This is a genomic window from Candidatus Epulonipiscium sp., assembly GCA_012519205.1.
Classification (GTDB): domain Bacteria; phylum Bacillota; class Clostridia; order Lachnospirales; family Defluviitaleaceae; genus JAAYQR01.
Genome location: JAAYQR010000019.1, coordinates 41815 through 54484 on the forward strand (window position 1 = coordinate 41815; position 12670 = coordinate 54484).

The 12670-nt window shown below is 35.4% G+C and carries 11 protein-coding genes; 4 read left to right on the forward strand and 7 right to left on the reverse strand.

From position 1 onward, the window contains the following. Positions 1 to 86: 86 nt before the first annotated feature. The 5 genes from GX308_06005 to GX308_06025 form a co-directional block, all read right to left on the reverse strand. Positions 87 to 1346: a hypothetical protein gene (locus GX308_06005; GenBank protein ID NLK21626.1), complete on the reverse strand. Its 1260-nt coding sequence runs from the start codon at positions 1344 to 1346 to the stop codon at positions 87 to 89. A 31-nt stretch (positions 1347 to 1377) separates the two neighbouring features. After that, positions 1378 to 2751 carry an ABC transporter permease gene (locus GX308_06010; GenBank protein ID NLK21627.1) on the reverse strand — a complete coding sequence of 458 codons (1374 nt, stop codon included), beginning with the start codon at positions 2749 to 2751 and terminating at the stop codon, positions 1378 to 1380. Then, positions 2744 to 5182 (reverse strand): hypothetical protein, encoded by a 2439-nt coding sequence (locus tag GX308_06015; GenBank protein ID NLK21628.1) that lies wholly within the window; start codon positions 5180 to 5182, stop codon positions 2744 to 2746. Before GX308_06015 ends, GX308_06010 begins: the two co-directional genes overlap by 8 nt. Beyond that, positions 5166 to 5891 (reverse strand): ABC transporter ATP-binding protein, encoded by a 726-nt coding sequence (locus GX308_06020; protein ID NLK21629.1) that lies wholly within the window; start codon positions 5889 to 5891, stop codon positions 5166 to 5168. Before GX308_06020 ends, GX308_06015 begins: the two co-directional genes overlap by 17 nt. 192 nt (positions 5892 to 6083) lie before the next feature. After that, positions 6084 to 6461, reverse strand: a complete 378-nt coding sequence (locus GX308_06025) for a hypothetical protein (GenBank protein NLK21630.1) — start codon at positions 6459 to 6461, stop codon at positions 6084 to 6086. Positions 6462 to 6596: 135 nt separating this feature from the next. Here GX308_06025 and GX308_06030 point away from each other — a divergent pair, with 135 nt between their 5' ends. From GX308_06030 to GX308_06040, 3 genes are all read left to right on the forward strand, one after another. Further along, positions 6597 to 7007, forward strand: coding sequence for a hypothetical protein (locus tag GX308_06030; GenBank protein NLK21631.1), 411 nt, complete (start codon positions 6597 to 6599; stop codon positions 7005 to 7007). Positions 7008 to 7085: 78 nt separating this feature from the next. Continuing rightward, positions 7086 to 7556: a peptide-methionine (S)-S-oxide reductase MsrA gene (msrA, locus tag GX308_06035; protein ID NLK21632.1), complete on the forward strand. Its 471-nt coding sequence runs from the start codon at positions 7086 to 7088 to the stop codon at positions 7554 to 7556. A 134-nt stretch (positions 7557 to 7690) separates the two neighbouring features. Further along, positions 7691 to 8692 (forward strand): diaminopimelate dehydrogenase, encoded by a 1002-nt coding sequence (locus tag GX308_06040; protein NLK21633.1) that lies wholly within the window; start codon positions 7691 to 7693, stop codon positions 8690 to 8692. Positions 8693 to 8751: 59 nt separating this feature from the next. Here GX308_06040 and GX308_06045 read toward each other — a convergent pair whose 3' ends face one another. After that, the gene (locus GX308_06045) at positions 8752 to 9195 is read right to left on the reverse strand and encodes a hypothetical protein (GenBank protein ID NLK21634.1); all 444 of its coding nucleotides are present in this window, start codon (positions 9193 to 9195) and stop codon (positions 8752 to 8754) included. 110 nt (positions 9196 to 9305) lie between these two features. Between GX308_06045 and queG the strand changes: the two genes are divergently transcribed. Then, entirely contained in the window at positions 9306 to 10205 is a 900-nt protein-coding gene (gene queG, locus GX308_06050) for a tRNA epoxyqueuosine(34) reductase QueG (protein NLK21635.1), read from the forward strand. Here the strand turns inward: queG and GX308_06055 are convergent. Continuing rightward, positions 10202 to 12526 carry an ATP-dependent Clp protease ATP-binding subunit gene (locus GX308_06055; protein ID NLK21636.1) on the reverse strand — a complete coding sequence of 775 codons (2325 nt, stop codon included), beginning with the start codon at positions 12524 to 12526 and terminating at the stop codon, positions 10202 to 10204. The two genes, queG and GX308_06055, sit on opposite strands and share 4 nt — an antisense overlap. Positions 12527 to 12670 lie beyond the last annotated feature (144 nt).

Consider the following 12670-nt stretch of genomic DNA (forward strand, 5'->3'; position numbering starts at 1 on the left):
TCTTAGGCACAGGGAAAGTGCAAAGAGGACAATTTTTAACTCTATAATCCAGCTCAACACCGCATTTTGGACAGTAAGGCATAGTATCACTCCCTATTTGTTTCTATTTTAACGGGGATATTCATTCTTCGAATTTTGCGAAAGAATATTTTTTCTATTTCGGTAGCTTTGGTTAAACTTCCAAAGGAAATATAAATTTTATCTCTATAACTTATTACCCCCGCCTTTATTATGTTTCCACGGCTAGGAGGAGGATAAAACTCGAATCTTTCTATTAAAGATTCAATTGATTTCGGCATAGTTATGGGACCAAGGTTAGAAATACTTGTTGTATAATTTCTCTCAGCATATTTATTATAAAGAGTGGGCATCAACATATTCTTAATAAAAAGGGGAGTTAATCGTATAAAAAATGATTTCTCGTTCTTTATGTTTTTATGAATATGTTGATTAAAATGTTTTTTATTTATACTCATTTCCATATGACCACGAATATAATTTAAAATTTCATCAAAGGAATATATACCTAGGCGAAAGTCTAGTTGGGGAGTAATGCTTATAAAAAAGTTTCTCATAGTTTTGGAAGGAAAAAATTTTCTGAGGTTTACCGGTACATTCATAACTACTGGATATAACTTTTTAATATTGTTTTGATGGATATATTCTTGAATCGTATCTAAATACAAAGCTAGTAAAAATTGAGTTAGTGAAGCATTATGATGTTTAGCCATGGCAATTATAGTGTCCACAGGTATAATGCCGGTTATGATATTGTATTCTCCTTTGGAGTTTAATGGAAAGGGAAAGTGAAAGGCTTTTTTTAATTTGGGGGGAAGTGGTATGCCCTTCCTATAATACCTAAGAAAGGCATCTTCCACTTCTTCTTTATCTAAAACATGTTTTAATCCCGTTTTAACTCCAAGAAGCCCAAAGTACTCTATAAGGAGAGATTGGAGGAATGTTATGACTCCTGTTCCATCTGTAATACTATGGGATATTTCAATGCTTATTTTATTTCTATAGTACAATACCCTAAATGGAAAGGATTTCTTTCTTTTATATAACATAAACATACAGGGATAGAAAGTCTCCTTTTGAACCGTGGGATAATTCTCAGTATGTTCATAGTAATACCAAAAAAGACCTCGTTTAAGATTTACCTTGTAGTAGGGGAAACTATCTATTATATTTGTTAATGCCTCTTGAAGGATATCTGGTTTTATTAATTTGTATAGGGTAGCAGAAACGCGAAATACAGTAGACACCCTAGTAGAAGTGATAGAAGGGTAAAGTTTCCCTGCATTATCTAGCCTATACCAAGTTTTTGATTTTTGTTTCATATATATCACCAATCCGAGCATTTATTAATACGTTAAATTACTCTGTTTTAATTGCACTTAAAGCCGATAACTTCATGGCCCTTCTAGCTGGAAAGTACCCTGCAACCATTCCAATTAAACTACTAAAGATTAAGGAGGCACCTAAGAGCCAAAAGGGTATAACGGAAACATAAGTTTTTACTCCTTCTTCCGGGGGACCTGTAAACATATCCCCTAATAATCCTCCGGAACTAAAGCGATTAAGTAAGAATGAGATAAGCAGGCTTATAAGTAGTCCTAATAATCCACCAATAAAACCTATCATTGCTGCTTCTATCAAAAACATTTTTCTGATATCCGTAAGCAGGGCACCTATAACTTTCATAACACCTATTTCTCTTGTTCTTTCATATATCGACATAATCATTGTATTGGTTATGCCTAAGGCAGCAACCAGCAGGGAAACTGCACCAATACCTCCTAGTACCATTTGGATTCCCTTAAACATATTTTTAACTTCTTTTAAACCGTCAGACATACTATAAGCTTCAAAACCCATAGCCCTTATTTCTTCTAAAACCCCATCAACCTGATGAACGTTCTCAACTTTAACTTTGACATTTTGATAGGTAAATTCTTTAGTACCCTTTTTTTTCGGGATTTTTTGTCCTTGGGCAGCCTGTAACTTTTCTTCATAATCCCTTTGGGCAAGAATAAGCTTCTTAACGGTATCGGTAGGCATATAGCATCGATAACTGGTTTCATAATTTTTTTCTTCCATTATACCTACTACAGTTGCTTTAATAGGTCTAGGAGGCTTAACAATAGGTTTTGGGGCATTCTTTTCTCCGTAATTATGATCAGGTGAGATTTTTACTGTTTGGTTGAGCATATCAAAAGGAGCTTCTTGCCCTCCATCATATCCACCGTAAAATCTTCCATCAGTATATCCTATTTTACGAAAGTTCATGGCAACTTGTGTGCCCGCAATGATAACATTGCGATCATCGGCGGTAAAAGTTCTTCCACGGTCTACATTATATCCAAGCTTAGACATTGCTTCGGGGGTAATTCCTTCTATTTCAATATACCCCTTATATTTTCCGATTATGCTGGGGATATATAGGGAGACAGAGGGAATCACCATCTCTACACTGGTTATAGTTTCCATTTGTTTTAAATCTTCTTCGGAAATAGAAGGTTCAGTAGTATGAGAAGTCATATTGCCCCAATTAGGCCAAACATTTATTATGGATAAATCACCCCAACGTTTCATGGAATTTTCTAGGTTTAGATTCATTGCAAAACCTAAGGAAAGCATAAGTACAATAGAACCAGTCCCTATGATAACTCCTAATATGGTTAAAGAAGTACGCAGCTTTCGCCGCCATAGATTCCTTATACTCATTAATACCAGATCAAGATTATTCATCTAAGCTCATCTCATTTCTTTTGCGCTTTTTCATAATTATGATAATAGTTGCAGCAGCTAAGGCAAGTCCTAGTACAACTCCTATCCATGTAATGGGGTTTTTATAAAAAGGTTTTTGCTGATTTTCTATTTCTGGAGGCATCATACCCATACCATCAGGTCCCATTTCCATTTCGTCAAAAGAAGGGGCATCCATAACCAGCATTGTAAAGGACAGTCTTTGTTCTTGTTTTTCCCCTGTAATTTCTTCATAAATCACCACCAATTCGCCGCTGCATTCTCCAGGCTGTGTTGGGATAACGATTCCTTCATAATACTCTTCGCTTCCTTGTACAAAATTACCTACAAAGAAATTGGCATCTTCTTTTTCAAAGGGGCCTTCAACAGTTACCATGAGGTTTTTTATATTGGTTCTACCAGTATTAAAAATTTGCGAAATAACACTAATGGGCCTACCAATCATTGCCTCTCCATCGATCCTAACTTCCCCAACATCTATTTGGGTGCTTTGCTGTACGGGAATTCCAATTTTTGCTACCTCCGTGTAGGGCTCTCCTATAGAGTCCTCATACTCCATTTCTACTGTTACCTCGTAAGTTTTGGGATTGGCATCGGGAACAGTGTACATACGAACATTTTTCAAGACAGTTTCTCCCGGATTTATTTCTGCAAGATAAAACATATTACTTTGTCCACTAACAGGGGTAAAGACAGTGCCAGTATCCTGAGTTGTGTTGTCTGCACCTTTTTCATTTATGGTTAATACGGCTTTCATATTTTCCACTGTTTTGCTGCTATGGGTATTTGTAAAGCCTATACTTAAATCAAATTCTTGACCCGCCCTTACGATTTGTGGTTCTACAGTATATTCTCCAATAATAATCCTAGGTTTGCTCTTTGCATTACTTTTATCTCCTGCCACATTTATACCGACATATTGGCTAAAGGTGGCCACCCCTGCTCCTTGATAGGGTATGTATTCTACCTTAATTTCTATTGGATAATTACGATATTCAGCATCACTGCCTGCCCAAAAAACTGCAGAAAAGTTCTTTTTAGCTCCTGCATTAAAATTATTAATGGCATAGATGCTCTGGGATTTAGGCTTTAGAATTTCTCCGCCATCCAATGTAATTTTAACACTTTTAGCAGGGTATTTTGAGTTATTAATTAAGGAAAAGCTAACATTAAAATCTTCCCCCGTACCCACGGAATTGCCTGGAGTAACAATATTCTCTATAGATAATTCTGATAAGCCCAAGGTTTTTCCGTCTAAGGATACGAAAATTTCCTGGGTACTTTTTTGAATTTCTGTTGTACCATCGGAATAGGTATATTCGATGGTTAAGGGCTCAATATTTCCTTCCAAGGTTCCCGAAGCTAGCACCTTAAATTGCGTAGTTTTTGTTTCCCCTACTTTAATAGAAGGGATATAGGAAGTATTACTACCTTCAACTACTGTAAGTCCATCCTTTTTTAAGCCTGAAAGAGAAATTTCTACATTACTGGCAGGAGATTGCCCTTTATTAGTTGCAGTTATCTCTAGAGAGGCTGGTTTTCCTGGAGAAATTGGAGAGTTACTTTTAACTCCAAATTGAATTCTAGCAGGCATTTGGGTGTTTAGAACTTTTACATAAACCGTATCTTTATTTTCAAATTCATCGTCGGAGGAATTTGTGTACTTATATTTTATAGTAATAGGATATAGACCTGGTTTTGCAGTTCTATCCACTTGAATACCAAAGCTTAAATGATTGACACCTTCTCTATTTATTGAAGAGAAGTGTAGTTTTTCTAAGTCTTTTATTAAAATTGGAATTTGTACTCCCTCTTTGTTTGCTTCGACCGTAATTGTTAGATTTTTAGCAGTAAATCCTCCGGCGTTTACAAATGGGAGATTTACTTTTTTATATTCCCCTGCCCCTAACTCAACTATTTCATCGTTTACAAGGGAAATACGAGGCTGATACTTCTTGGTATCTACAACGATAATAGAATCATCAAGGGTTTTACTCCCTTCTATGGTACCTGTCGTGGTTGTGACAGCGCCGCTTTCTGTTTTTTCGGCATATTTTATACTATAACTGATTGTTCTATTACCGCCACCTTTATACTCTAATTTTCTTATGATAGAAATGTCTTCAACTCCGGGAGCCAAATCAAAACCTAGAGTAGTACTTCCTAGGCATTTATACCCATCCATAAATTCGATTGATTGTAAACGAACCTCTCTTTCGCTATTTGATGAATTGTTAACAGTAATTTCTATGTTCAGAACATCCCCAGAATCTAATTTACCGCTAGGCACAATGACTTCTTTAACCCAAGTACTCAATTCTATATTAGCGGCATGTAGGATATTAGAAGGTAAAAAATTAAAACAAAACACAAAAATATATATAATCGTTAAAAATTTATTCAGCTTTTTCATAAATTAGTTCCATCCCCTTATCTGATTTTTCTCCTATGGATATGATTTCCCCATCCCTCATATGTATCAATCTATCAGCGTAATCAGAGATTTCAGTGTCATGAGAAACAACAACCATAGTTTGATTATGTTTTCTTGCCATACGGCACATCAAATCCAAAATTTCAATAGTAGTATTCGTATCTAAATTTCCTGTGGGCTCATCAGCAAATATTATGGCAGGGCGATTTACAAAGGCCCTAGCTATACTTACCCTTTGTTGCTGACCACCACTCATTTCATTTGGCTTGTGTTTAAGGCGAGAACCTAGGCCAACTGACTCTAACATTTTGCTAGCCATAGTTTCCCGTTTTTTTCTTGGGATGCCTTGAAAGATTAGAGGTAGGCATACATTTTCTAAAGCTGTAAGAGAAGGTATTAAATTGTACGATTGGAAGATAAACCCTATGTATTTTTGCCTAAACTTAGCAAGTTTAGCCTCATTCATTTTTTCAATATGATGTCCTTTTATTGTTACGCTTCCCTTAGTTGGTTTTTCAAGTCCTGCCATCATGTTCAAAAGCGTTGATTTGCCAGAACCCGAAGAACCCAAAAGACAGCAAATTTCTCCTTTAGGTATTTGCAAATCAATTTGATTTAGGGCTATGATTTTTTCTTCACCCATGCGGTACACTTTCCTAATGCCTTGTACTTCAATAATGGAATCCAATAGTATCCTCTTTTCTAAGAGATAATATATTGATTTTAACATTGTTTTCCTTAAATTAAAACCTTAGAAATATTAAATTTTATTAACATTAACTTAATAAGCATTAATATTGGTATAGGTAGAAGTGCCTTTATTAAAGAATAATAACTTTTGAAAAGGTCCCTCACACAAGGTAGGTGAGGGACCTTTTTCCTAATAGCATTGAAAACTTGTAATGTTATCTAAATCAGTTCCAAAATAAACCCAACGGAATCCGGACCATCGCCAGCCAGCTACGGAATTTCTTCCAACAAAGGCAAGCCATGCCCAAAAGCTTTGCCCATTATTCAGCCATATATATACGAATTGATGGGTACAGGGACGAATTGCCCCAGGGTCAATTTTATACAGTTCAATAGATTTTTGGGGCATTTGTTGAGGCACAAAAGATGGAGGAGCTCCAGCCGGAGGACCTGAAGGATTACTTTGAGGTGGAAAATCTAGGGGTTGCCCATAGGGAGAACTTCCCGGTGTTCCTGGTTGCCCTGGAAAAGGAAGCTGCCCCCAAAATGGAGGTTGGTTAAAATACATAAAATCACTCCTTAATATGTTTTAGTGTATTATATTCACTATAATGTAAAAATGCGACAAGTAATCTTTTGCATATCCAGGGCATGAATTAAAATAGATGTATATTAACATAGGAAATGGAAAATAATACTTAATATGAAGAAGAGATTTGTAGTATATGGATTTATTGGATGGTCTATGGAGATTATCTGGACAGGGCTTAAATCCCTCATTAAAAAGGATATAAAGCTAACTGGAAATACATCTATTTGGATGTTTCCGATTTACGGCCTAACGGTATTTTTAGAACCCCTATGTAAAAGAATTAAAAAGCGGCATGTTGTATTTAGAGGAGGTGTATATACTATTTGCATATTTGTAGTAGAATTTGCAACAGGCTCGCTGCTTAAAAAAATATTAGGGGTGTGTCCTTGGGATTATGGGAAAAGGCGTTTTTCTGTAAGGGGATTAATTAGGTTGGACTATGCTCCAGCGTGGTTTGCAGCTGGATTGATTTTTGAATGGTTATATCACTTGCTTACCCAATTAAGCAACCCTCAAACTTGATTTAAATATTAAATAGTGGATATTGAACCATATAAAATTAAAAATACTTAAATAGAATATCGTAAATGGAGGGTGACTATGAAAGAAATCATTTTAGCAGGTGGATGCTTTTGGGGAGTTGAAGAATTTTTTTCAAGGATTGATGGGGTAGAGGAAACTAAGGTAGGATATGCCAACGGAGAATTGGAAAACCCATCCTATGAACAGGTCAAAACTCAAATGACAGGATATGCAGAAGTAGTACATATTCAATATGACGAAGAAAAGGTAAATCTCGAAACCATCCTAGAAAGGTTTTGGGGTGTAATAGATCCTACAGTTGAAAACCGACAAGGACCTGATATAGGTTCACAGTATAGGACGGGCATTTTTTATACCGATGAAAAAGATGAAAAGGTGATACTTAAATCTAAGGAGGAAGAACAGGAAAAATATTTAAAGCCGATTGTTACTCAGGTGGAACCGTTGAAAAAGTTCTATTTGGCAGAGGAATATCATCAAAGGTATTTGAAGAAAAATCCAAATGGGTATTGTCATATCAAAATGTAGAATGAATGCCAAGATGATACAACTTGCAGTTTTCTTAAGAGAGTGTTAAGATTAAACAAAATTTAAGACTGCCATTCAATTAATTAACATTTATTGTAATGGAAACGTAGACGAAAATTGCAAGGAGGAATAAAATGAGGGATAAAATAAGGGATAAAATAAGGGTTGGTATTATAGGGTATGGTAATTTGGGAAAAGGTGTAAGATTAGCTTTAAGTCAAAACCCTGATATGGAATTAGTGGCTGTGTTTACAAGGAGAAATCCAAAGAGTATTATTTTGGAGAACTGCAATGTACCCGTATTACATATAGATAGCGCAAAAGATTATAAAGATAAAATTGATGTTATGGTACTTTGCGGAGGCTCGGCCACCGATTTACCCAAACAAACACCCATGTTTGCCAGCTTATTTAATGTAGTGGATAGTTTTGATAACCATGGTAAGATACCGGAACATTTTAACATAGTTGATAAAGCATCAAAAAAAGGAAATAAAGTAAGTGCGATTTCTATCGGATGGGATCCTGGTTTGTTTTCGATGAATCGTATGTTAGCAGAGGCAATACTGCCGGAAGGCAAAAACTATACTTTTTGGGGAAGAGGAGTAAGCCAGGGACATTCAGATGCCATTAGGCGAATTCCTGGGGTTAAAAATGCTGTTCAATATACTATCCCTGTAGAAGAAGCCCTAGAGGAAGTGAGGACAGGCTCTAACCCCAATTTGATAACAAAACAGAAGCATCTTAGAGAATGTTTTGTTGTAATAGAAGAAGGCGTAGATAAAATTGATATCGAGAATTCAATTAAAACAATGCCTGATTATTTTGCAGAATATAATACAGTTGTATATTTTATATCAGAGGAGGAACTGAGGGAAAAGCACTCTAAAATTCCCCACGGTGGTTTTGTGATTAGAAGTGGAAAAACTGGAAGTAACAACAATAATCATATTATTGAGTTTTCTATAAAATTAGATAGCAACCCCGAATTTACATCCAGTGTATTAGTTGCATATGCCCGTGCCGTATATAAATTAAACAAAGAAGGACAAAAGGGGGCAAGGACCGTATTTGATATTCCACTTTCATACTTATCCCCAAAATCCGCAGAAGAGTTAAGGGAGGAACTGCTCTAAATAATTACCCGCTTGAATATCAAGCGGGTAATTATTATACCAAATTTTTATTTAATAAATCATACCGCATTATGAACGAAGGATACAATGTTTGCAATAGGAATATCTGTTACGGAGCCTACGGTGTATACTGGATATCCATTCCAACCACCGGCAGTAATAGCACCACTTTCACTAGCAGAAAGAACAGGACCTAATCCATACATATCTCCGCCCCCATATTCTCCGCCACAACCGCCATATGGAGTATTACCAACACCATAATTCCATCCACCTACATTAAAATCAGTGCATGCATTTCCGAGAGCACATCCCGGAGGCGGACCGATTCTAGTAATAAGTCGAACAAATACATTATTAACCGAAAGAATTACTCCAGTGAAACCGGAACCTGATTGTCCACCGCTGCTTGTGAAAATTGTTACTGTTTCTCCGATATAATTTGTAAGTAATGCCGCAAAGTTTCCTCCTGCAAATACTCCAGCACCAACACCATCTGCCATAAGTATTTCCTCCTTTTTTACGTTAAGATTTTATAGAACATTTTCCTTATATCATATTCAAATAAATAAAAAGTGTGTTTGTTTAAGTTATTATAATGGAGGACTTTTTTATGAAAAACAATCTTAAAAGATTTTGCTTATCCATAGGAATTGAGTGTGTAGGGATTGCTTCTTCAGGCCCTTATTATGATTTAAAGAAGATTCTTGAAAAGAGAGTAGAAGTGGGATATAATACAGAGTTTGAAAACAAGGAATTACAAAAAAGGATATGTCCATCTCTTACTTTAGAAGGGGCAAAATCAGTCATAGTTTGTTTGTTCCCGTACTATGTCGGGAATAGGGAAGATGCAAATATATCAAAATATACTTATGGGTTGGATTATCATAAAATTGTAGAGGGAAAATTAAAGCAGATTGGAATTTTTCTAGACAATATTATAGAGAATTTTGAATACAAAGCTTATGTGGATTCAGGGCCCTTGGTTGATAGGTATTTAGCCTATAAGGCAGGTCTTGGTTTTTATGGGGTTAATTCACATTTAATTACAGACAAATATGGCTCCTATGTATTTATAGGATATATTATAAACAATTACCCTTTTAAACCTGATGAACCTATGGAAAAGACCTGCATACAATGCAGAAGGTGCATTAAGGCCTGTCCTGGTTCAGCCATTCCTGGAGATTTTACGATAAACCCTTTTAAATGTAGATCATATATTTCCCAAAAAAAGGTGGAGCTATCAGAACGGGATAAAGAAATCCTAAAAAAAGACAAACTACTATTTGGTTGTGATATTTGCCAAGATGTTTGTCCCCATAATAAAAGTATCAGCATGACTAATATGGATGAGTTTAAAGATAATTTATTAACATTCCTTAGCTATGACGAGATATCAAACATATCAAATAAAGAATTCATGAGAAGATATAAAGACAGAGCCTTTAGCTGGAGAGGAAAGAAAACAATCCTTAGAAACTTTGAAATTATAGATAGAAACCCCCATTAATTTATGGGGGTTTCAAATATCACTTTATTCTCAGACATTTTTATATAAACTGAACTGTTTCCAGTAATAGTCTCTCTAAGATATAGTTCGGCAAGTTCATCTTCTATAAGCCTTTGAATCGTTCTTCTAAGGGGTCTTGCACCATACTTAGGATTATAACCTTTTTTAAGAATATAATCCTTAACTTCATCATCTATTTTAATTGTTATACCCTTTTGCCTTGCTTCAGTTATAATTTCTTTTAACATTAGGTCAATAATTTGTTTTAGCTCTTTTTTACTTAATTCTGTAAATATTACAATCTCATCAATCCGATTTAAAAATTCAGGACGAAACATTTCTTTTAGTGCATCATGAGTTTTTTCCTCTAATGCCGAGTAATTATTTTTCTCAAAACCTATACCGTGCCCTTTTAAGCTGGTACCTGCATTAGAAGTCATAATAAGAATCGCATTTTCAAAATGAACAGTACGTCCTTGGCTATCTGTAAGCCTTCCATCCTCCAGTATCTGAAGAAGCATATTAAACACATCGGGATGGGCTTTTTCAATTTCATCTAGGAGTATTATGGAATAGGGCTGTCTTCTTATTTTTTCAGTTAATTGTCCCCCTTCATCATATCCAATGTATCCTGGTGGAGAACCAATAAGCTTAGATACCGTATGTTTTTCCATATACTCTGACATATCAATTCTGATCAAGGCCTCTTTGCTTCCGAATAATTCTATTGCTAGGGTTTTAACCAATTCAGTTTTTCCGACACCCGTGGGCCCCACAAAGATAAAAGAGGAAGGTCTTTGGAGCTTTAAAAACCCTGAACGATTTCTACGTATTGTCCTTGATAGGTTTATAACAGCTTCATTTTGGCCAATAAGTCGTTTGTGGAGTCTATCTTCTAAGTTTAGAAGTTTCTTTGCTTCCATTTGGGTTATTTTTTGTACGGGAATTTTTGTCCAAGCTTCTATGATAAAGGCTATGTCTTCTACTGTGATGGAAACCTCATTACTTTCCTTTTCAATTTCTGATATCCTATTTTGAAGTTTACATTCTTCTACTTTATAATCCGCGGCCTTTTCATAATCATCTCTTGATGCAGCATCTTCCTTTTTAATTTGGATAGAATTTAATTCTTTCTTTAAAGCCTCAAGCTCTACCAAGCCCTGATTTTTAAGATTAGCTCTTGAACCAGCTTCATCGATGATATCGATTGCTTTATCAGGGAGAAATCTATCAGTGATATATCTCTTTGACAGTTTAGCAGCTGTTTCAATTACTTCATCAGATATAGATATATTGTGATACTTCTCATAGTAATCTTTTATTCCCTTAATAATCTCTATGGTTTCTTCTACAGTAGGTTCTTCCACTAAAACCGGTTGAAAACGCCTTTCAAGGGCCGTGTCTTTTTCGATATATTTTCTATATTCTTCAATTGTAGTAGCGCCGATAACCTGGACTTCACCCTTGGCAAGGGCAGGTTTTAGTATATTAGCAGCATTCATAGCCCCACCTTCAGCGTTACCAGCCCCTATAATGTTATGGATTTCATCAATAACTAAAATAATATTTCCTGATTCCTTTGCCTCTTTAATAATAGCTTGCATTCTTCCCTCAAATTGCCCCCTGAATTGGGTTCCGGCAATTATCGAGGTTAAATCAAGAAGATATATCTCCGTATCATATAGCTTTAGTGGAACTTGTTTTTCCTTAATTCGCACAGCCAGCCCCTCAGCAATAGCAGTTTTACCCACCCCGGGTTCCCCTATAAGGATAGGATTGTTCTTGGCTCGCCGATTAAGGATTTGAATTACCCTATCTATTTCTCTATGACGTCCTATGATTCTATCTACAGCATTGTTTTCTGCTTTTTCAGTCAAGTTAGTACCATAGGAATCTAAATATTTTCTTTTCTTTCTCTTTTTTTCTTTAACCTTCTTTTCTGCAGTTGCATCAGTATTAGAATTATCTTTGGCTGAGGAATTCGCTTTAGGAGAATCTGATGGTTGTACTTCTTCTTTGGGATTTCTTAATCCGGAAAAAGCATTATTAAGGAAACCTAAAAAAGGGTTTTGAGTATCTTCCATATCACCAAGATTTAATTCACCTATATCTATGTTTTCAAATATACTCCCCATTTGTTCATTAAGATTTTCTAAATCTTCTCCTGATAATCCAGTTTGTTGTATAATCTGATTTAAGGGACCAATACCTTGTTTTTTTGCACAAGGCATACAAAGACCTGTCATTTCCTGCTTACCATTTATCATATTAGGTATAAAAACTACAGCAATATTTTTCTTGCATATAGAACATTTTATCATTAATATCACTCCATATTTATTAACTAAAAAACTTATTTAATTAGTATAGCATTTTTCAAGAAATAAAGGTAGGAGTAAAAATGCATATGAATTATGCAATTAATGCATAAATAGTATAGATTTTTCAATATATATATTGTATCA

Coding starts and splice junctions, on each gene's coding strand:
- GX308_06055 (NLK21636.1), bottom strand. CDS start 12,526: ATGATAAAATGTTCTATATGCAAGAAAAATATTGCTGTAGTTTTTATA.
- GX308_06010 (NLK21627.1), bottom strand. CDS start 2,751: ATGAATAATCTTGATCTGGTATTAATGAGTATAAGGAATCTATGGCGG.
- GX308_06040 (NLK21633.1), top strand. CDS start 7,691: ATGAGGGATAAAATAAGGGATAAAATAAGGGTTGGTATTATAGGGTAT.
- GX308_06015 (NLK21628.1), bottom strand. CDS start 5,182: ATGAAAAAGCTGAATAAATTTTTAACGATTATATATATTTTTGTGTTT.
- GX308_06045 (NLK21634.1), bottom strand. CDS start 9,195: ATGGCAGATGGTGTTGGTGCTGGAGTATTTGCAGGAGGAAACTTTGCG.
- queG (NLK21635.1), top strand. CDS start 9,306: ATGAAAAACAATCTTAAAAGATTTTGCTTATCCATAGGAATTGAGTGT.
- msrA (NLK21632.1), top strand. CDS start 7,086: ATGAAAGAAATCATTTTAGCAGGTGGATGCTTTTGGGGAGTTGAAGAA.
- GX308_06030 (NLK21631.1), top strand. CDS start 6,597: ATGAAGAAGAGATTTGTAGTATATGGATTTATTGGATGGTCTATGGAG.
- GX308_06025 (NLK21630.1), bottom strand. CDS start 6,461: ATGTATTTTAACCAACCTCCATTTTGGGGGCAGCTTCCTTTTCCAGGG.